Consider the following 19,744-nt stretch of genomic DNA (forward strand, 5'->3'; position numbering starts at 1 on the left):
GCGTTGCAGCAGTCGTCCCGAGCCGTCATCCCCGCGAAGGCGGGGATCCAGCGTCTTCGGGGTAACGACACCGGATGCTCTCCTTTTGCCGATTTGAAGCGGAGCCCGCCTTCGCAGGAATGACGATCGTAGCGACCGGCCGATAAGCTGTTCCCTCGACTCCCGTTCCCGTTGCCGTCCCCATGACCACCGCCACCGCCCACGACGTAGTGACCTTCTGGCGCGACGCCGGCGACCGCTGGTTCAGTCGCGACGAGTCTTTCGACGCGCGCTGCCGCGAGGATTTCCTGCACGCTCACCACGCCGCCGCGCGGCGCGAGCTGGAGCACTGGATGGACAGCGCCGACGGCGCGCTGGCGCTGGTGTTGTTGCTCGACCAGATTCCGCGCAACGTGTTCCGTGGCAGTCCGCACGCCTACGCGACCGATTCGTTGGCGCAGTACTACGCGGTGCGTGCGGTGGGACGCGGCTACGACCGCGTGGTCGATCCGGCGTTGAGGGTGTTCTTCTACATGCCGTTGGAGCATTCCGAGCACCTGGCCGACCAGGAGTACGGCGTGGCGCTCACCGCCGCGATCCCGGGGGACGACGGCCGCACCTACCTCGACTATGCGCAGCGGCACTGCGAGGTGATCCGCCGCTTCGGCCGATTCCCGCACCGCAACCACGTGCTGGGGCGCGAGAGCACCGCGGAGGAGCAGGCGTATCTCGATGCGGGAGGGGGCTTCACCTGAACCGGTAGCGTGACCCCAAAAACGAAACAGCCCGCGACCGGAGCGGTCGCGGGCTGCGTTGTCATGGCGGTGCGTGCGCGGACGATCAGTACTTGGCAACCGCAGGGTTCAGATCCGCCCAGGCATCGATGCCGCCGACCACGTTGTAAACCTCGCGGAAACCGAGGCCGCGGAAATGCTCGGCTGCCTGCTGGCTGCGTCCGGCGTGGTGGCACAGGAAGGCCAGCGCGGTGTCCCTGGGCAGTGCTTCCAGCGAATCCAGGCCATTGTCGAAGGTGTCGAAGGCGACCGGGGCCGCGGCAAGCGCACGCTCCTCGCCCGGACGCACGTCGACCAGCCGCAGCGTGCCGGCGCGCACGCGCTCTTCGGTCTCGGCTGGCGTGATCGTGCGCACCGCCGGTGGCGCGTGCGGGTTGTGCACGATCAAGCCGCGGCCGCGTTCGTCATCGACCCAGTCGATGCTGATGCCGTCGGCGCGGCGCGCCTGCATCCAGTCGGTCTGCACGCGCACGCCATCGATCTCGACCGCCACCGCGTTGGGATCCACCGGCGCCAGTTGCAGGCGGGCGTTGTGGCGCGCGTCGATGTCCAACTGCACGGCATAGCCTTCGCCAGCGTTGGCAACGGCTCCGCGCAGCATCTCCAGCGCGGGCGGGGTGATGGTCAGCTTCGGCGGGCTGCGGTCCGGGGCAGGCAGGCCGAGCGCGCTGTGCAGCTCGCCGCTGCCGGCCATCTGCTCGACGATGTCGCTGCCGCCGACCAGCTCGCCGTCGATGTACAGCTGCGGGATCGTCGGCCAGTTGCCGTACTGCTTGATGCCTTCGCGGATATCGGCATCGGCCAGCACGTTGACGTGGGCGTAGCCCTCCGGCAGCAGCGCGTTCAGCACGCCGACGGCCTTGGACGAGAAACCGCACTGCGGCGCGTCGGGCGAGCCTTTCATGAACAGCACGACGCGATTGGACTGCAGCAGGGTTTCGATGCGCGAAAGCAGCGCGGGGTCGAGGGACATGGCGGACTACCTGAAGGAATGCGGGTGGGGGCGGGTGAGACGTGGGGGCGGGCAGTCTACGTCGCAAGGTACGATGGGGCATGAATTCGCCGTTTTCGTCGCGCCCGCTGCACCAGCCGCCGCGCCATCCGCATGCCTGGGCCTGGGTCTTCGCCGTCTCGCAGTTGCTGGTGATCGCGCTGTGGTGGCGCTGGGGCTGGAAGATGGGCCTGCCGGCGATGGTCGTGAGCCACCTGACCGTCATCTGGGCGACGTTGTGGCCACGCTCGCGCCTGCTTGGGCCGGTGCTGAGCCGGCTGCCGACGTCCGAGCGCGCGGTCTGGCTGACCATCGACGACGGCCCGTCCGATGAAACCGCCGCCGTGCTCGACCTGCTCGACGCCCACGGCGCGGCCGTCACGTTCTTCCTCGTTGGCGAGCGCGCCCAGGCGCGGCCGGAGCTGGTGCGGGAGATCGTGCGGCGCGGCCACGACATCGGCCAGCACAGTCACACCCATCCGCAGGCCTGGTTCTGGGCGTTGCCGCCGTGGGCGATGCGGGCGCAGATCGACCAGGCGCAGGCCGCGCTGACGGCGATCACGGGCACGCCGCCGCGCTGGTTCCGCGCCGTGGTCGGCATGAGCAACCCGTTCGTTGCGGCGTCGCTGAAGCGGCACGGCCTGGCGCGGGCGGCTTGGTCGGCGCGCGGGTTCGACGGCGTGCATTGCGAGCCGGTGCGCGTGGTCGAGCGCATCGACCGCGACCTGGCGCCGGGTGCGATCGTGTTGATGCACGAAGGCGCGGCGCACGGGCGCAATGTGGAAACGCTGGCGCTGTTGCTGGAGCGGTTGCGCGAGCGCGGCTACCGGTGCGTGTTGCCGCAACAGATCGAAGACCTTTCCTCACCCGCCGGCGGGGTTGGGGGCGGTCAAGTCGGTGGTACGACCGAGTCTCCGGAGTCGAAGCCGGTCGAAAGCGCGAACGCGTGAATCGCCGCTTTTGGCCCTCTTCCGGGGCGCTGTTCGCCAGCGCGGCAACAACCCTCAGCGCGACAACAAATCGCGCGCCACCGGCAGGGCCAGCCCGGTCCACAGCTCATACATCGCCGCCGACGGATGCAGCCCATCTTCGGCCAGCATCTCCGCCTCGCCGCCGCGCTCGCGCGACACTGGCGTGATGTCGACGAAAGCCACGCCATGCGCCTCGCACACCACCTGCGCGGCGGCATTGAAGGCATCAAGCTCGGCGGCGATGGTCTCGGGCCTGGCAGGCGTGGTCTTCACGAACGGCGTCACGCCCCAGTCCGGAATCGACAGCACCAGCACGCGATCGGCGCGGCCGCGCGCATAGCGGATCGCGCGCTTGAGCAGATCCTCGAACTCGCCGCGGTAACCCACCGCGCTGCGTCCGCGGTACTGGTTGTTGACGCCGATCAGCAGACTGACGAAATCCCACTCGCCCAGCGGTTCGGCGCCGTCGATGCCCCAGGTCAGCTCGTCGGTGGTCCAGCCGGTGGTGGCGATGATGCGCGGGTCGGCCAGGGCGATGCCCTCGGCGCGCAGCGCCTGCGCCAGTAGCACCGGCCAGCGTCCGCTTTCCGCCACGCCTTCGCCGATGGTGTAGCTGTCGCCGAGGGCGAGATAGGACAACGCGGGAGCCGGCGCGGCGACCATGGCCTCAGGCCACCGCCTGGGATTGCCCGGCGTTACGCCCGGCGTTGTGTTCGGCATGGCGGTCGAGCAGGTGCTCGATGCGGCGGAACACTTCGCGCAGATCGTCCGGTTGCGGAAGTAGCGTCACGCGGAAATGGTTGCGATAGGGCACGTTGAAGCTGGACCCGGGCACCACCAGCACGTCCTCGGTCTCCAGCAGCTCCAGCGCGAAGCGGTGGTCGTCGAAGCCCTTGGCTGCATCGCCAGTCACCGACGGGAACGCATACAGCGCGCCCGCCGGCGCGACCAGCTGCAGATGCTTGCTGGCGGCGACGCTTTCGATCACCGCGCGGCGCGCCTCGTACAGGCGGCCACCCGGCGCGCACAGCGGCGCGATGGTGTCCTCGCCGTGCAGCGCGGCGTCGATCGCGAACTGGCCCGGCACGTTCGCGCACAGGCGCAATGCGCCCAGCAGATCCATCGCGTGGTGCAGGTTGCCGCTGGCGACCGGATCGCCCGACAGCACCGCCCAGCCCACGCGCCAGCCGCAGGCGCGGTGGACCTTGCTCAGGCCGCCGAACGACAGGCAGGGCAGATCGCCGGCAATCGGCGCGACCGGCGTGAACTGCGCGCCGTCGAAGAGGATCGAGTCGTAGATCTCGTCGCTCATCAGCAACAGCTTGTGGCGTGCGGCGATCGCGACGATCTTTTCGATCAACTCGCGCGGGTACGCGGCGCCGGTCGGATTGTTGGGGTTGATCAGCACGATCGCGCGGGTGCGGCTGGAGACCAGTTGGGCGATCTCGTCCGGATCGGGCAGGAAGCCGTTCTCCGGCAGGCAGCGGTAATAGACCGGGCGGCCGTCGTTGAGGATGGTCGCCGCGCTCCACAGCGGATAGTCCGGCGAGGGCAGCAGCACTTCGTCGCCGGGATTGAGCAGCGCGCGCAGCGACAGGTCGATCAGCTCGCTGACGCCGTTGCCGACGAACACGCGCTCCGGGCTCGCGTTGGGCGTGCCGCGCTGCTTGTGGAACGAAGCGATGGCTTCGCGCGCGGCCGGCAGGCCCTGCTGGTGGGTGTAGGGATCGGTGTCGGCGATGCGGTCGGCGATCGCGCGCTGCAGGTGCTCCGGTGCGCGGAAACCGAACGCACCCGGGTTGCCGATATTGAGCTTGATCAGCTTGCGTCCCTGGGCCTCCAGCTCGCGGGCTCGCCGGGCCAGTTCTCCGCGGATCTCGTAGCGGACTTCGGACAGGCGTTCGCGGGTCTTCAACGGGGGCAGGGACATTGCAGCGGGCACGGGGGACGAATGGACTGCCAGACTAGCCGAAAGCGGCGTGAACGGCACCGCATCGGCCCCGTGGATTTGCGGCTGTTTTCGCGCCGCGCCGGCTGATACCGATGGACATGCGCAGCGCAGCCGCGACTGCCCTATGTAGAATCCCGGCATGACTTCCACCGCCGCCGCCTTTTGACTTCCGAATTCGCCGCCTTGCAGGCGATCGGCTGGCCGCTCGCGGCCGGCGAGACATGGCCGGCGGGGGCACCGGACTGGCAACAGGCCTGGCGCGACCTGATGGCCGCGCACCCGCAGTCACGGCCGGCGCGGGTGGTCGAGCAGCACCGCAGCGGCTACGTCGTCGCCGATGGCCCGGACCAGACCTTCCCTGTGGAGTCGTTGCCCGAATGGCAGCGGCCGTCCGGTTTCCGCAAGGGCACCGTCACCATCGAGCAACGCCCCGGCGTGGGCGATTGGCTGCTGGTCGAGAGCCGCAAGGCCGTCGCGCTGCTGCCGCGCCACAGCACGATCAAGCGCGCCGCCGCAGGCGAGCACTACCAGCAGCAGCTGATCGCCGCCAACGTCGACACCGTGTTCGTCGTCTGCGGCCTGGACGCGGACTTCAATCCGCGCCGCATCGAGCGCTACCTGCTGCTGGTGCGCGGCGGCGGCGTGGAACCGGTGGTGGTGCTGACCAAGGCCGACCAGACGCAGGATGTGTCCGACGCGCTGGCGGCGCTTGTCGAACTGGCCGCACAGGAGGTCGCCGTGCGCGCGGTCAACGCCAAGGACGCGCAGAGCATCCTGACGCTGGCGCCGTGGTTGCAGCCTGGCCGCACCGCGGTGCTGGTCGGCAGTTCCGGCGCCGGCAAGTCGACGCTGACCAACACCCTGCTCGGCGTCGAGAGAATGAAGACCAGCGCGGTGCGCGAGAGCGACTCACGCGGTCGCCACACCACCACCTATCGCGCGCTGATCCCGCTGCCCTCGGGGGCCTGCCTGATCGACACGCCGGGCATGCGCGAACTCAAGCCCACCGGCGAGGAAGACGTCGCCGAGAACTTCAGCGACGTCGAAGCGCTGGCCGAGCAGTGCAAGTTCCGCGACTGCCGGCACGAGCGCGAGCCCGGTTGCGTGGTCCGCGCCGCGATCGAGGCGGGCAAGCTCGATCCGCAGCGCTTCGCCAACTACCTCAAGCTGCGCGACGAAGTCGCCGGCGCCGCCGGCCGGCTTGCCAACCGGCGTGCGCAGAAGGCTGATGAGAAAGTGCAGGGCAAGGCGCCGAACAAATACGGGAAGCGCTGAGCAACACACCCGACGCCGTTCGTCCTGAGCGTAGGCTGCAGGCCGAAGTCGAAGGAAGTGAGTCGGCTATTCAGCTTCCAGCCCGCGTTAGAGGGCTATTGCGCTTTGGACGTACACTTCGGCGCGCCACCCAATGAGTGCGCCCAAGCCGGCAGGCCGCCTTGAACAAGATGTCGCACGTGATGTCGCAGGAGGTCGCCCACCATGCCGCGCTCGATGCGCGGATGGTCGCAGCGGTGCGCGACATCAAGCTGCTCGCACTGGCGAGCTGGCCGGCCGACAAGGAAGCGGGCTTCCTGGCCAACTATGCGCGCGGCTGCGTCAAGCTGCCGCAGATCGAGTACCCGAAGCTGGATTTCAGCGAAGCGCGCAGCGAACTGGACGCGATCGCGCAGGCCGCCGATCCGCACCATCCGCTGGGGCATTACGTCGCCGATTCGGCGCGCAGCTGGGGCGTCGCCGCGGCGCTGTGCGAGGCACTGGGCACGCCGGCCGTCACCCAATACTCGATCCAGTTGTTCGGGCATCCCGGCATGGCCTTGCCCGGCGACGGTCCGACCACGCTGGAAGCAGCGCACCACTTCATCTCCATCGCCGACGAACTCGACCACGAGCTGATGTCGCCGGCCGAGCACGTCACCATCTCGGCGACCGCCCTGCAGCTGCAACTGCAGCGCGAGCTGGACGACTACTTCGACGGCCGCGTCATCGAAGTCGAGCTGGACCCGGACCTGATCGCCAAGGCCGCCGCCGGCGCCACCCGCATCCGCCTGCGCCACGGCGCCGCCTTCAGCGACTACGACCGCCACCAGTTGCTGCAGCACGAGGCCTTCGTGCATTCGCTGACCGCCCTCAACGGCCGCGAGCAACCGGTCCTGCCCAGCCTGGCGTTGTCCTCGCCACGCGTCACCGTGACCCAGGAAGGTCTGGCGACCTTCGCCGAGCAGATCACCGGCAGCATCGACATCGGCCGCATGAAGCGCATCAGCCTGCGCATCGAGGCAGTGGCCAAGGCGCTCGACGGCGCCGATTTCGTCGAGGTGTTCCGCTTTTTCCTCGCCGCCGGGCAGTCGCCGGAGGACAGCTTCGCCTCGGCGCAGCGCGTGTTCCGCGGCGTGCCGACCGATGGCGGCAGCGCCTTCACCAAGGACACCGTGTACCTGCGCGGCCTGGTCTGCGTGCACACGTTCTTCCGCTGGGCGCTGCACCAACAGAAGCTGCAGATGTGCCGCTACCTGTTCGCCGGCAAGATGACGCTGGGCGACGTGCAACGCTTCGAGCCGCTGTTCGTGCAGGGGATCATCAAGCCGGCGCGCTGGCTGCCGCATTGGATCGCCCGCGCGAACGGACTGGCCGGCATGCTGGCGTTCTCGCTGTTCGCCAACAAGATTCGCCTGGCCAGCATCGCCGAGGATTCGTTCGGGGAGCTTTAGCGGCCTTTAGCAGGCCTCACACAAGACACCGACACCGTTCGTCCTGAGCGTAGAGCCGAAGGCCCGAAGTCGAAGGAAGCGTAGGGCCGAAGGCCCGAAGTCGAAGGAAGGGTAGGCCGAAGCCGAAGCCGAAGCGCGAGGTGATCGCGATCCGCTCACCCTTCGACTTCGCTGCGCTACGCTCAGGGCGAACGGGAGGTGGGGAAGGCTCTGCGCGGCAGTCAGTCCGCACTTCCCGCCGCATGCTCGGCTTCTCGTAGTCACCGCAACGCCCGCAACCCCCCGTCCTTCCCGATCTCGTAATCCGCCTCGGCGCCCGTATCGACGAGCTGCACGCGTTCGCCGATGGCGACGCCGGCATAGCTCGGGATGTCGTGCATCAGGCGCAGGTAGATCCAGTGCTGCCCCGGATCCACTGCCCGCAGGCGCACAGGGTGCGAGCCGGCATGGACCACGGCATTGGCCATCGCCGGCGAGAACGTCGCCTGCAGCTCGCCCATCTCGTGCATCCGCCGCATCACGTTGACGCCGTGCCAGACGCTCAGCAGCGCCGCGATCACGAACACGATGCGCCCCGTCCGGTCCACCCGCGCCCATGCCGCAGCGGCCAGGCCGGCGGTTGCGGCGGCGAAGCCATAGCCGTACTGGTTGGCCGACTCGGCCAGGATCAGCACCGGTCCCAGCGCCGCCGCGCCCAGCAGCAGGAACCCCAGCAGCCAGCGAGGCCCCACGCGCCAGAACGTCCAGGCCAGCGCCAGCCAGACCAGGCCGGCGACCCAGAGCCGGGCATCGCCGGCGCCCTTGCCGAGCAGGCCGGTGATCCCCAGCCGCGTCGGGATCGACGGGTACAACTGGTACTCCAGCCAGCGCAGCGGCACGAACGCCAGGCTCCAGCCGTAATTGGCGGCTTCGCGCGGCGAGAACAGCAGCACGCCCAGGCGCAGTGCCAGATAGGCGAGGGCCGGGACACTGGCACCGGCCGTGGCCAGCGCCCATCCTCGGCGACGGCCCAGCAGCAGCCAGCCCAGTGCCGTTACGGCCGGGATCACGATCGCCGACTCCTTGGCCAGCAGGCCGATGGCGGTCAGCACCGCGCTGCCTGCGACGGTCACGGCCGCGCCGCGCTCACGCTGCGCCAGCAGACCGGTCGCCAGCGCGCAGCCGACCCAGATCAGGTCGCCGATCGTGCCGACCCAGCCGTGGGTATGCATGGCGAACGGGCCCAGCGCGAATACCAGAGCGCCGCCCAGCGAGGCCGCCACGGACACGCCGACGCGACGCAGAAGCAGCGCCAGCAGCGCCGCGTTGACGGCGCCCCAGGCCACGATTGCGCCGTGGAAAGCTTGCGGATGCGCGAACAACGCCTTCGACAACGCCAGCCACAGCGAGAACGTCAGCGGTCGATACTGGAAGACCTGCAGGTTGGTCCACAGTTGCGGCCGCGAGATCAGGCGGGCGTCGTGCCCAGCGAATGCCGCCCACTGCAACTCATCGTGGCTGAAGTAGCCCGGATTCAGGACCAGCGGCGCCTGTGCGATCAGCACGCAGGCAAAGGTGGCGGCCAGAAGCATCCATTGCGGCGAGGTCCCTGGCGTCCCCAAGCGTGTGCGCATCGTGTCCTTCCTTGTCTTGGAGGGCGCATTCTGCGCAACGCGTCGCGGGCCCGCCATACCGTGGCGTCCTCGGCTGTCTCGGGAAGCGGCTAGAATCGGCGGCCCCCCCGTGGTTTCCCGACCGATGTCCGATACCCCGTCCAGCAACGATCTCAAGCAAGCCGCGCTCGACTACCACCGCATGAGTCCGCCCGGGAAGATCCGGGTGACCGCGACCAAGCCGATGGTGACGCAGCGCGACCTGGCCCTGGCGTACTCGCCGGGCGTGGCCTTCGCCTGCGAAGCGATCGTCGCCGACCCCAGGACTGCCAGCGAGCTGACTGCCCGCGGCAACCTGGTGGCGGTGATCAGCAACGGCACCGCCGTGCTCGGCCTGGGCGACATCGGCCCGCTGGCCGGCAAGCCGGTCATGGAAGGCAAGGGCGTGCTGTTCCAGAAGTTCGCCGGCATCGACGTGTTCGACATCGAGATCGACGAGCGCGACCCGGACAAGCTGGTCGACATCATCGCCAGCCTCGAGCCGACCTTCGGCGGCATCAACCTGGAGGACATCAAGGCGCCGGAGTGCTTCATCGTCGAGCGCAAGCTGCGCGAGCGGATGAACATCCCGGTCTTCCACGACGACCAGCACGGCACCGCGATCATCGTCGGCGCCGCGGTGCTCAACGCGCTGGAAGTGGTCGGCAAGAAGATCGAGGACGTCAGGCTCGCCACCAGCGGCGCCGGCGCCGCCGGCATCGCCTGCCTGGACATGCTGGTCGCGCTGGGCATGAAGCCGGAGCACATCCTGGCGGTCGACCGCGACGGCGTTCTGTACACCGGCCGCGGCCACATGGACCCGGACAAGCAGCGTTACGCGCGCGACACCGACAAGCGCTCGCTGGCGGAAATAGTGGACGGCGCCGACATCTTCCTCGGCCTGTCCGCCGGTGGCGTGCTCAAGCCGGAAATGGTCGCCAACATGGCGCCGAAGCCGATCATCCTGGCGCTGGCCAATCCGTATCCGGAAATCCTGCCGGAGGACGCCAAGCAGGTGCGCCCCGACTGCATCATCGCCACCGGCCGTTCGGACTACCCGAACCAGGTCAACAACGCGCTGTGCTTCCCGTACATCTTCCGCGGCGCGCTCGACGTCGGCGCGACCGGCATCAACGAGCAGATGAAGCTCGCCTGCGTGCGCGCGATCGCCGCGCTGGCGCGCATGGAATCGTCGGACCTGAGCAGCGCCTACGGCGGCGACGTGCCGACCTTCGGCGCCGATTACCTGATCCCGCGTCCGTTCGACCCGCGCCTTCTTGTGATGCTGGCGCCGGCCGTGGCCAAGGCCGCGATGGAATCCGGCGTGGCGACGCGCCCGATGGAGGACATGGGCGCCTACGTCGAGAAGCTCAGCCAGTATGTGTACCGCACCAGCCTGCTGATGAAGCCGGTCTACGACCGCGCCCGCAGCAACCTCAAGCGTGTGGTCTACGCCGAGGGCGAGGAAGAGACCGTGCTGCGCGCGGTGCAGACGGTGATCGACGAGGGGTTGGCTTTCCCGATCCTGATCGGCCGTCCGGAAGTGATCGACACGCGCATCAAGCGCCTGGGCCTGCGCATGCGCGAAGGCGTCGACTACGAGCTGACCAACATCAACTCCGATCCGCGCTTCGACGGCTACTGGCAGCAGTACCACGCGTTGACCGAGCGTCGCGGCGTGAGCCCTGCCGCGGCCAAGAACCTGCTGCGCTCGCGTCCGACGCTGATCGCCGCGCTGATGGTCGAGCGCGGCGAAGCCGACGCGATGATCTGTGGCCTGGTCGGCCGCTTCCACAAGAAGCTGGGCTACCTGCGCAGCGTGTTCGACTTCGATCCGGGCGTGACCGGCACGGCCGCGATGACCGGCGTGATCAACGACCAGGGCGTGTGGTTCTTCCTGGACACGCACGTGCAGTGCGACCCGCCGGCCGAGCAGATCGCCGAGGCGACGCTGCAGGCGACCTACCGCATGAAGCTGTTCGGCGTAGAGCCCAAGGTCGCGCTGCTGTCGCACTCCAACTTCGGCAGCCACGACAACGCGTCGGCGGCGAAGATGCGTCAGGTCTACCAGATCATCAAGCAGCGCATGCCCAAGCTTGAGGTGGATGGCGAAATGCAGGCCGATACCGCGTGGGACGAGGAACTGCGCCACCGCATCTTCCCGAACACCACGCTCAAGGGCCGGCCGAACCTGTTCGTGATGCCGAACCTCGACGCGGCCAACATCACCTACAACATGATCCGGGTGATGACCGACGGCGTCGCCATCGGTCCGATCCTGATGGGCCTGGACAAGCCGGCGCACATCCTGACGCCGGCCTCGACGCCGCGCCGCGTGGTCAACATGACCGCGATCGCGGCGGTGGATGCGCAGATTCGCGCGCTGCGCGGCTGAAGCGGCCCGAGCGCCGGTAACTACCCCTCTCCCGCGTGCGGGAGAGGGCTGGGGTGAGGGCCGCAGCCGCGGCCAATCCAAACGGAAGTAGCCACCTTCAGTGGCTACTCATCCTCATCCCCGCCCCGCAGCACCTTCCGCTGCATCACGTCGAGATAAGCGTCCGCCTCCTCGACCGAGGTGAAGATCTCGTTGAGCGGCACCGCCTTCACCACGTCGAACACCTTCTTGATCTGCGGCTGCGGATTGAGCACCAGCACCTTGCCGTTGCGCGTCGCCAGCGCCTTGCGTGCCTTGAAGATCGAACGCACGCCCGCCGAGCTGATGTATTCCAGCCCCGCCAGGTCGAGCACCAGCGACTGGATGTTGGAGGCCAGCACCGGCGCCAGCCGCCGGTCCAGTTCATCGAAGCTGTGCGTGTCCAGGCGGCCTCCCAGCGCGACTTTCTGGTTGCCGTTGATCGCCGGATCGATGCGGATCTGCAGTTCCATGGAGTTCCCCTAATGGTCAGGCCGCGCGCAACACCACGCGCAGGATGTTGTACGGCTCGTCGCGCTCGTAACTGACCGCCTCGGCGATCTCGCGGATCAGGTGCACACCCAGGCCGCCGAGCGGGCGGTCGAGGATGCACGCCTCCAGCTCCGGTACCGGCTGCGACAGCGGATCGAACGGCTTGCCGGTATCGCGGAATTCCACGTGCAGGCGGTTCTCCTGCCGCGCGATATCGACCACGATCAAATGCTGCGGCCCGCGCGTGTCCTCGTCCAGGCCGTAGTCCATCGCATTGCAGACCACTTCTTCCGCGATCAGCTGCAGGTCGTTGCGCACTTCCGGCGCGATCCGGTGCTCGATCAGGGCGCTGTCGATCGCCGTGAGCAGTTCGCCCAGGCGTTCGCGTTCATTGGGGACTTCGATCCGCAGCTGCATTCAGGCGCCTCCGTCGTTATCCATGGACAAACATAGTGCCAGCACGGTGATGTCGTCCGATTGCGCCACCCCGTCGCTGAAGCGATGCGCGGCCGATACGAGCGATTCGCACAATGCCTGCGCATCGTTCCCCGGCGTCAGCGTCGCCAGCAGCCGTTCCTGTCCGAACGCCAGATTGCTGCCGTCGAATGCTTCGGTGATGCCATCGGTGTAGGCCACCAGCGCATCGCCCGGTTCGAGCCGGCCGTGCCAGATCGGGTAGTGCTCTGCGACGTCCACGCCCAGCGGGCCGGCGGCCTCCACCGGCAGGAATTCCTTGCGCCCGTCGGCCCGCACCAGCACCGGCGGCTCGTGCGCGGCGCTGGCCAGCAGCAGTTCGCCGTCGACGACATTCACCAGCCCGCACAGCACGGTGGCGAACATGCAGGTGTCGTTGCCATCGACCAGTCGTTCCGCGGCGGCGCGCAGCGCATCGGCGGGGGAGCCGCCGCGTCCGGTCGCCACCTCAAGCACCGTCATCGCGCGCGCCATGAACAGCGCCGCCGGCACGCCCTTGTCGGAGACATCGCCGATCGCAAACCACAACCGACGCCCGTCGCGCACGAAGAACGTATAGAAATCGCCGCCGACGGCCTTGGCCGGCTCCAGCATCGCGTAGGCCTGTAGGCGGCGGCCGTCCGCACGCAGCGTCGGTGCGTCCGGCAGCATCGCCAGCTGGATCTCGCGCGCGATCGACAGCTCGCTTTCGAGCTTCTGCCGGTTGCGCGCCAGCGACTCGATCTCGTCCAGCTGCGTGCGGATCGACGTGCGGGCGCGATCGAATGCCCGCGCCAGCAGGCCCACCTCGTCCTTGCGCGAAGTGTGCGGTACCTGCGACTCGTAATTGGCCTGGGCCAGGTGCGTGGCCGACGTCGCCAGTTGCTGCACCGGCTGGCCGATCCGCCCGGCCATGCGTCGCATCAGCAGCACGCAGACGCCGGCCAGCGCCAGGCCGGTCGCGCCCAGGATCATCAGGGTCCGGTTGAGGCGCTCGATGATCAGCTCGTAAGACTGCGCCACCAAGACGGTCCAGCCGCTGTCGCCGACCGGTTCGACCACGGTGAAGCGCTTCTCGCCGTTCAGGGCATCCACGTGCACCAGTTGCAGGTGATGGTGGTCCCGCACCGCATCGGCGGCCGGCCCCAGGTCGCTGCGGCCGGAGAGCTGGATGAAGCGCGCCAGGGTCAGCTCCCGGCTGACTTCCACGTCGGGATTGAGCGCCAGCATCCCGCCGGGCGCGACCAGGCTGACGCGCCAGCCGGGCAGGTGGGCCAGCGTCTGCAGGCTGTCGGTCAGCGCGGTCAGCGGCAGGTCCAGGCTGACCATGCCGCCGCCCTGCGGCAGCGGCTTGTTGTAGGTGACCATCCAGCGGTTGCCCGCGGTCTCGCTGAAATAGGGCTCGGACCACCAGCCTTGTCCGGCACTCACGGTGCGGCGGTACCAGTCCTTGCTGCGGTAGTCGTAGCCCTCGGCGACGAAATCGCGGTCGGCGCCTTCGGCCTGCACGTAGCGCGCGTAATGCGTGCCGCCCGGCGCTTGCGGCTCCAGCGCCAGCAGGCCGCCGGCGCAGCCCGGCGTGGACCTGATCAACGAACGCAGCGTGGCGGTCAGCGTCGCGGGGTCCAGCCCGGAATGCGCAGCCAGGTCCGACACACCGTCGGTGCTCACCGTCACCGCGCGCATGGTCGCGTCGAGTTGCTCGGCGGCCTGCTGCGCATTGGCCAGCGTATCCAGTCGCGCGTCGTGGTCGATCTGGCCCCGCATGTGCCAGGCCATGCCGGCGATCATCAGGCCCACCATCAACGTACCGACCAGGCCCGACCACAACGCGATCCGCAAGCGCAGGCTGTCGCGCCAGCGCACGCTGTCGATCTGGCCGAGCGGCAGAGCCTGCGGTCCGATGGTCATCGAAGATGCCCCTGGTCCCCTGCGCCGATCATACGCAGGAGTTTTGTGAGCGGGGCATGAGCCTGATGGGGGAGGCCATCTCACTCCCGTACCGGCGAGGGATAGCTACTGGCTCACTACCCGCTAGCCCGGGGCGTTTTTGGGAGGGAGCTAAGGATTCGATGCCTTAACGCGGCGCCCAACCCACTCCCACGCTGAAGGCTCGTCCCGCGCCCGGTTCGAAATACCGCTCGTTCGCCTCGTTGACGATCACCGAACCCACGAAGTCGCGGTCGAAAATATTGTCGACCCGCGCGAACCCATGCCATCCCGACCCCGGCACGCGCCACTGCAACCGCAACGCGAGCTGCGCATACCCCGGCGCGGCCTCGGTATTGCGGTCGTCGGTGTAGATCCGGTCGCTGGCGCGCAGTTCCACCGCCGCATCGAAGGCACCGCTGCCGGCGTTCCACGCCAACTCGGCGTATCCGTTGGCGAGCGGAATCCCCGGCACGCGGTTGCCCGCCTCGACGGTGCGCGTGACCACCACGCCGGCCGTGACCACCCGGTAGCTGAAAGGCGAAGTGAAGCGCGCACGCAGCCAGTTGGCCGTGGCCACATACGACCAGCGCTCACCCAACGTGCCTTCAAGCCCAGCTTCGATGCCCTCGCGTCGCGTGCGTCCGGCATTGGCGAAGCTGGCGCGCCCGCCGCGGTTCTCGGCCTGCACGATCTCGTCGTCGCCGTCGATGCGATACACCGCCACGTTGGCTTCGCCATCGTCATGCCGCCATCGCGCGCCGAGCTCGGCTGTGTCGAAAGTCGCCGCACTCAGGTCGTTGAAGCCCGCGCTGCCATCGGGCCGGTACGACAGCTCCGTCACCGTCGGCGTCTCGAAGCCATGCCCCAGGCTGGCGAAGATTTCGCCGCTCGCAAATGCCCGAGCGACACCCACCGACGCCGCCGTCTCGCTGTAATCGATGCGGCCGCTGTCGTCGCCATTGCCCGGCGCGATGTAGTGGTCGCGGGATTCGAAATCGATGCGCGCGTGCCGCACCGCCGCCAGCGCGTTCCAGTCATCGGCCAGGCGCAGGTCGCCGCTGACGAAGGCCTCGCGATCGTCGACACGGTTGTCCTCGTCGCGCCGCAAGCGGCCGCGCACACCGAGCTGGACGTTGCCCAGCCCGTCGTCGACGAAGTTCTCGTACCCGCGCCGATTCTCCTTCAGACGGCCGGCCTCCACGCCCATAGCCAGCGCGCCGCGTGCGAATTCCCAGCGATGCCCGACCTCGGCGCCGGCCGAACGCCGCTCCAGGTCGATCACGCCACCGGCGCTGCTGGGCGCGCGCTGCGCCACCACCGGCACCGCAAGGAACTGCACCACGTCGCGCTCGATGCCATAGCCACCCAGCCAATAGGCGCGGCCCGGCGCATACGCATCGTCCCAGCGCATCCCCGCCTGGGCGTTGTCGATACGCTTGCGCGTGTCGAACAGCAACGCCGCCGGATCGGTGCCGTGCGGCTCGCGCTGCCACTGCGCGCGGGTCAGGCCCAGCGGGTCGTCGGTGTACGGCTGCGACAGCCCGCCCAGCACCACGCGCAGGCGCCGGTCGGCATCGGGCGTCCACTGCGCGACCGCGTCCAGCTGCGCGCGTTCGGCCGAGCTGTGCGGGCGCTCGCCGTCGGTGACGAAGTGGCTGCCCAGCGCCTGCCAGCGCCAGGGCTCGCCGCCCTCGGCCCGTTCGATGCCGACTTCCGCGCGGTGACTGCCGAAGCTGCCGACCCAGCCATCGGCGCTCACGCCGCTGGGCCCATCGAGCGCCGTCTCGGCGACGATCGCACCGCCGGCCGCGTTGCCGTACTGCAAGGCCAGCGGCCCACGCAGCACTTCGATGCGGTCGAGCGAGCCGAGTGGGAAATTCGCCGCCTGTCCCTGGCCATCCAGTGCCGAGGACGGAATGCCATCGACGATCAGACGGATGCCGCGGATGCCGAAGGTCGAACGCGCACCGAAGCCGCGGCTCTGGATCTGCAGGTCCTGCGCATAGTTCTGCCGGTCCAGCACGCCGATGCCGGGCACGCGCACCAGCGTTTCGGCCAGCGACACCTGGCGCTGCCCGCTGCGCAGCGCGTCGCCATCGATCACGCTCACCGCGCCGGGGAAGTCCGACAGTGCACGCCGCGCGCCCAGCACCTGCACCGAGTCCAGCGTGGTCGTGTCCGCGTCCGCGTCCGCGCCTCGCGCCTGGGCGTGCAGCACGGTCATCTGCAAGGCCAGCGCTGCGCCGACGAGCGAGCGGGGGAGGGAAGGGCGATTCATTCGCCCATTCTCGCCAATGCGGTGTCTGTATGAATTGACCCCGCAGTGCCGAACCAACCCGTTGCGTCTCGTGCCCTCGCTCCAGCCCCCTCCCGCAAGCGGCAGAGGAAGCCTCCACCTCGCTTGCGGCACAGAAAGCAGCCCCCATTTCTGCTCCGTGCGCACTACCGCTTGCCACCAGATTCAGCCTCCCATCCCCGCCCAAACCTCACCGCACCCGCAGTCCCAAAAATGTCCCGCCGACATTGCCCAAACCGCACTGTGATCGTTTGCAGTACACCGCCAATGGGCTGCCCAATGGGCCGCCCAGCCAGCGCTTCACTGTTAGAATCCGGACTCTAATCTCCGCCCCCCAACGAGGCGCGGCCACGGGGCCGCGATGTGCATGACTTCTCTCCACGCCGTCATCAACGACCTGCTGCAGAACGACCCGGATCCCACCGAAACCCGCGAGTGGATCGAATCCGTCCAGGCCGTCATCGAGCGCGAAGGCGTCCAGCGCGCCCACCAGCTGCTCGAAGGCATGGTCGAGGTCACACGCCGCGCCGGCGCGCACCTGCCATTCCAGCCGACCACCGAATACATCAACACCATTCCCGCGCACCTGGAGGCCAAGAGCCCCGGCGACGCCGCGATGGAATGGCGCATCCGCTCGATCATCCGCTGGAACGCACTGGCCATGGTCGTGCGCGCCAACCGCAAGCCCGGCGACCTCGGCGGCCACATCGCCAGCTTCGCCTCGGCGGCCACGCTCTATGACGTCGGCTTCAACCACTTCTGGCGCGGCCCGGAAGGCGACCACCCCGGCGACGTCGTCGGCGTGCAGGGCCACAGCTCGCCGGGCATCTACGCCCGCTCCTTCCTCGAAAGCCGCCTGACCGAATCCCAGCTCGACCACTTCCGCATGGAAGTCGACGGCCGCGGCATCAGCTCCTACCCGCACCCGTGGCTGATGCCCGACTACTGGCAGGTGCCCACCGTGTCGATGGGCCTGGGCCCGCTGGCCGCCATCTACCAGGCGCGCAACTGGAAGTACCTGGAAGGCCGCGGCCTGATGCCCAAGTCCGACCGCAAGGTCTGGGCCTTCCTCGGCGACGGCGAAACCGACGAGCCCGAAAGCCTGGGCGCCATTTCCGTCGCCGGCCGCGAAGGCCTCGACAACCTGGTCTTCGTCATCAACTGCAACCTGCAGCGCCTCGACGGCCCGGTGCGCGGCAACGGCAAGATCATCCAGGAGCTGGAAGGCCAGTTCCGCGGCGCTGGCTGGAACGTCATCAAGCTGGTCTGGGGCAGCTACTGGGATCCGCTTCTCGCCCGCGACACCACCGGCAAGCTGCGCCAGCTGATGATGGAAACCGTCGACGGCGAGTACCAGAACTGCAAGGCCTTCGGCGGCGCGTACACGCGCGAGCATTTCTTCAACAAGTACCCCGAGACCGCGCAGCTCGTCGCCAACCTCAGCGACGACGACATCTGGCGCCTCAACCGCGGCGGCCACGACCCGCACAAGGTCTACGCCGCGTACCACGAAGCCACCCAGACCAAGGGCATGCCCACCGTCATCCTGGCCAAGACGGTCAAGGGTTACGGCATGGGCGCGGCCGGCGAGTCGCTCAACCCGACCCACCAGACCAAGAAGCTCGACGACGAGGCCGTGCGCCTGTTCCGCGACCGCTTCAACATCCCGGTCACCGACGCGCAGCTGGCCGACGGCAAGGTGCCGTTCTTCCACCCGGGCGAGAAGTCGCCGGAAGTGGAATACATGATGGAGCGCCGCAAGGCGCTGGGCGGCTTCCTGCCGCAGCGCCGCCGCAAGGCGACCCAGGCGCTCGAAGCGCCCAAGCTCGAAGTCTTCGACCGCCTGCTCAAGTCCAGCGGCGAGCGCGAGATCAGCACCACGATGTCGTTCGTGCAGGCGCTCAACATCATCCTGCGCGACAAGCAGGTCGGCCCGCGCTGCGTGCCGATCGTCGCCGATGAAGCGCGCACCTTCGGCATGGAAGGCCTGTTCCGCCAGATCGGCATCTACGCCCCGCACGGCCAGAAGTACAAGCCGGTCGACCGCGACCAGCTGATGTACTACCGCGAGGACGCTGCGGGACAAGTGCTGGAAGAGGGCATCACCGAAGCCGGTGCGTTCTCCAGCTGGATGGCCGCGGCCACCAGCTACAGCACCAACGACCTGCAGATGCTGCCGTTCTACATCTTCTATTCGATGTTCGGCTTCCAGCGCATCGGCGACAGCGCCTGGCAGGCGGCGGACATGCGCGCGCGCGGCTTCCTGCTCGGCGCCACCGCCGGTCGCACCACCATCAACGGCGAAGGCCTGCAGCACGAAGACGGCCATAGCCACCTGTTGGCCAGCGCCATTCCCAACTGCCGCGCCTACGACCCGACCTTCGGTTTCGAAGTGGCCGTCATCCTGCAGCACGGCATGCAGCGCATGCTCACCGAGCAGCAGGACGAGTACTACTACCTGACCCTGATGAACGAGAACTACGCCCACCCGGACATGCCGGAAGGCGCGGCCGACGGCATCATCAAGGGCATGTACCTGCTGACCGACGCCGGCAAGCCCAAGAAGGGCGAGCTGCGCGTGCAGCTGATGGGCTCCGGCGTCATCCTGCGCGAGGCCATCGCCGCGGCCGAGCTGCTCGACAAGGACTTCGGCGTCACCGCCGATATCTGGTCCTGCCCCAGCTTCACCGAGTTGGCCCGCGACGGCGAAGACGCCATCCGCCACAACCGCCTCAACCCGGAAGCCAAGGACCAGCGCAAGCCGTACGTCACCACGCTGCTGGAAGGCCGCCAGGGCCCGGCGATCGCCGCGACCGATTACGTGCGCACCTTCGCCAACCAGATCCGCGAGTTCGTGCCGATGCGCTACACGGTGCTGGGCACCGACGGCTTCGGCCGTTCGGACACTCGCGCCAACCTGCGTCGCCACTTCGAAGTGGACCGCTACTACATCGCCCACGCCGCCATCACGGCGCTGGCGGCGGAAGGCAAGATGACGGCAAAGGACGTGGCCCGCGCGATCAAGCAGTACAAGATCGACGGGGAGAAGCCGAATCCGATTGGGGTTTGACGGTCGATCCTAAGTTGGCTTTCAAGGGGCGCTTCGGCGCCCCTTTCCCGTCCAGCATCTCCG

Annotated in this window: 14 protein-coding genes; 6 read left to right on the forward strand and 8 right to left on the reverse strand. The window is 68.4% G+C overall.

What is annotated here, in order from left to right:
- Nucleotides 1-182: 182 nt before the first annotated feature.
- Nucleotides 183-734 carry a DUF924 family protein gene (locus J2X06_RS02190; RefSeq protein ID WP_310057676.1) on the forward strand — a complete coding sequence of 184 codons (552 nt, stop codon included), beginning with the start codon at nt 183-185 and terminating at the stop codon, nt 732-734.
- A gap of 85 nt (nt 735-819) precedes the next feature.
- On the opposite strand, the gene grxD is transcribed toward J2X06_RS02190, so the two are convergent.
- Nucleotides 820-1,746, reverse strand: coding sequence for a Grx4 family monothiol glutaredoxin (grxD, locus tag J2X06_RS02195; RefSeq protein WP_310057677.1), 927 nt, complete (start codon nt 1,744-1,746; stop codon nt 820-822).
- 80 nt (nt 1,747-1,826) lie between these two features.
- On the opposite strand from grxD, the gene J2X06_RS02200 reads away from it, so the two are divergent.
- On the forward strand, nt 1,827-2,714 hold the full coding sequence (locus J2X06_RS02200; protein ID WP_310057680.1) for a polysaccharide deacetylase family protein: 888 nt from the start codon (nt 1,827-1,829) through the stop codon (nt 2,712-2,714).
- A gap of 54 nt (nt 2,715-2,768) precedes the next feature.
- On the opposite strand, the gene J2X06_RS02205 is transcribed toward J2X06_RS02200, so the two are convergent.
- Together J2X06_RS02205 and J2X06_RS02210 are read right to left on the reverse strand one after the other, a co-directional pair.
- On the reverse strand, nt 2,769-3,398 hold the full coding sequence (locus J2X06_RS02205; RefSeq protein WP_310057682.1) for an SGNH/GDSL hydrolase family protein: 630 nt from the start codon (nt 3,396-3,398) through the stop codon (nt 2,769-2,771).
- A gap of 4 nt (nt 3,399-3,402) precedes the next feature.
- A complete protein-coding gene (locus J2X06_RS02210) occupies nt 3,403-4,665 on the reverse strand; it encodes an aminotransferase class I/II-fold pyridoxal phosphate-dependent enzyme (protein WP_310057684.1) in 1,263 nt (420 codons plus the stop codon).
- 183 nt (nt 4,666-4,848) lie between these two features.
- Here J2X06_RS02210 and rsgA point away from each other — a divergent pair, with 183 nt between their 5' ends.
- Nucleotides 4,849-5,961 (forward strand): ribosome small subunit-dependent GTPase A, encoded by a 1,113-nt coding sequence (rsgA, locus tag J2X06_RS02215; protein WP_310057686.1) that lies wholly within the window; start codon nt 4,849-4,851, stop codon nt 5,959-5,961.
- Nucleotides 5,962-6,131: 170 nt separating this feature from the next.
- A complete protein-coding gene (locus J2X06_RS02220) occupies nt 6,132-7,394 on the forward strand; it encodes a flavohemoglobin expression-modulating QEGLA motif protein (protein WP_310061160.1) in 1,263 nt (420 codons plus the stop codon).
- Nucleotides 7,395-7,654: 260 nt separating this feature from the next.
- Here J2X06_RS02220 and J2X06_RS02225 read toward each other — a convergent pair whose 3' ends face one another.
- On the reverse strand, nt 7,655-9,007 hold the full coding sequence (locus J2X06_RS02225) for a hypothetical protein (protein ID WP_310057688.1): 1,353 nt from the start codon (nt 9,005-9,007) through the stop codon (nt 7,655-7,657).
- 124 nt (nt 9,008-9,131) lie between these two features.
- Between J2X06_RS02225 and J2X06_RS02230 the strand changes: the two genes are divergently transcribed.
- The gene (locus J2X06_RS02230) at nt 9,132-11,420 is read left to right on the forward strand and encodes an NADP-dependent malic enzyme (protein ID WP_310057691.1); all 2,289 of its coding nucleotides are present in this window, start codon (nt 9,132-9,134) and stop codon (nt 11,418-11,420) included.
- Between the two features lie 104 nt (nt 11,421-11,524).
- Here the strand turns inward: J2X06_RS02230 and J2X06_RS02235 are convergent, their stop codons facing one another.
- The 4 genes from J2X06_RS02235 to J2X06_RS02250 form a co-directional block, all read right to left on the reverse strand.
- Nucleotides 11,525-11,911, reverse strand: a complete 387-nt coding sequence (locus J2X06_RS02235; protein WP_310057693.1) for an STAS domain-containing protein — start codon at nt 11,909-11,911, stop codon at nt 11,525-11,527.
- Between the two features lie 16 nt (nt 11,912-11,927).
- Nucleotides 11,928-12,347 (reverse strand): ATP-binding protein, encoded by a 420-nt coding sequence (locus J2X06_RS02240; RefSeq protein WP_310057695.1) that lies wholly within the window; start codon nt 12,345-12,347, stop codon nt 11,928-11,930.
- A complete protein-coding gene (locus J2X06_RS02245; RefSeq protein ID WP_310057697.1) occupies nt 12,348-14,294 on the reverse strand; it encodes a SpoIIE family protein phosphatase in 1,947 nt (648 codons plus the stop codon).
- A 166-nt stretch (nt 14,295-14,460) separates the two neighbouring features.
- Nucleotides 14,461-16,593 (reverse strand): TonB-dependent receptor family protein, encoded by a 2,133-nt coding sequence (locus J2X06_RS02250; RefSeq protein WP_310057699.1) that lies wholly within the window; start codon nt 16,591-16,593, stop codon nt 14,461-14,463.
- 385 nt (nt 16,594-16,978) lie between these two features.
- On the opposite strand from J2X06_RS02250, the gene aceE reads away from it, so the two are divergent.
- Nucleotides 16,979-19,681 (forward strand): pyruvate dehydrogenase (acetyl-transferring), homodimeric type, encoded by a 2,703-nt coding sequence (gene aceE, locus J2X06_RS02255; protein WP_310057701.1) that lies wholly within the window; start codon nt 16,979-16,981, stop codon nt 19,679-19,681.
- Nucleotides 19,682-19,744: the final 63 nt, after the last annotated feature.

The organism is Lysobacter niastensis (assembly GCF_031457115.1).
GTDB classification, from domain to species: domain Bacteria; phylum Pseudomonadota; class Gammaproteobacteria; order Xanthomonadales; family Xanthomonadaceae; genus Lysobacter_J; species Lysobacter_J niastensis_A.

Coding starts and splice junctions, on each gene's coding strand:
- J2X06_RS02205 (WP_310057682.1), bottom strand. CDS start 3,398: ATGGTCGCCGCGCCGGCTCCCGCGTTGTCCTATCTCGCCCTCGGCGAC.
- J2X06_RS02210 (WP_310057684.1), bottom strand. CDS start 4,665: ATGTCCCTGCCCCCGTTGAAGACCCGCGAACGCCTGTCCGAAGTCCGC.
- J2X06_RS02230 (WP_310057691.1), top strand. CDS start 9,132: ATGTCCGATACCCCGTCCAGCAACGATCTCAAGCAAGCCGCGCTCGAC.
- J2X06_RS02235 (WP_310057693.1), bottom strand. CDS start 11,911: ATGGAACTGCAGATCCGCATCGATCCGGCGATCAACGGCAACCAGAAA.
- J2X06_RS02225 (WP_310057688.1), bottom strand. CDS start 9,007: ATGCGCACACGCTTGGGGACGCCAGGGACCTCGCCGCAATGGATGCTT.
- J2X06_RS02220 (WP_310061160.1), top strand. CDS start 6,132: ATGTCGCACGTGATGTCGCAGGAGGTCGCCCACCATGCCGCGCTCGAT.
- J2X06_RS02245 (WP_310057697.1), bottom strand. CDS start 14,294: ATGACCATCGGACCGCAGGCTCTGCCGCTCGGCCAGATCGACAGCGTG.
- grxD (WP_310057677.1), bottom strand. CDS start 1,746: ATGTCCCTCGACCCCGCGCTGCTTTCGCGCATCGAAACCCTGCTGCAG.
- J2X06_RS02240 (WP_310057695.1), bottom strand. CDS start 12,347: ATGCAGCTGCGGATCGAAGTCCCCAATGAACGCGAACGCCTGGGCGAA.
- aceE (WP_310057701.1), top strand. CDS start 16,979: ATGACTTCTCTCCACGCCGTCATCAACGACCTGCTGCAGAACGACCCG.
- J2X06_RS02190 (WP_310057676.1), top strand. CDS start 183: ATGACCACCGCCACCGCCCACGACGTAGTGACCTTCTGGCGCGACGCC.
- J2X06_RS02200 (WP_310057680.1), top strand. CDS start 1,827: ATGAATTCGCCGTTTTCGTCGCGCCCGCTGCACCAGCCGCCGCGCCAT.
- J2X06_RS02250 (WP_310057699.1), bottom strand. CDS start 16,593: ATGAATCGCCCTTCCCTCCCCCGCTCGCTCGTCGGCGCAGCGCTGGCC.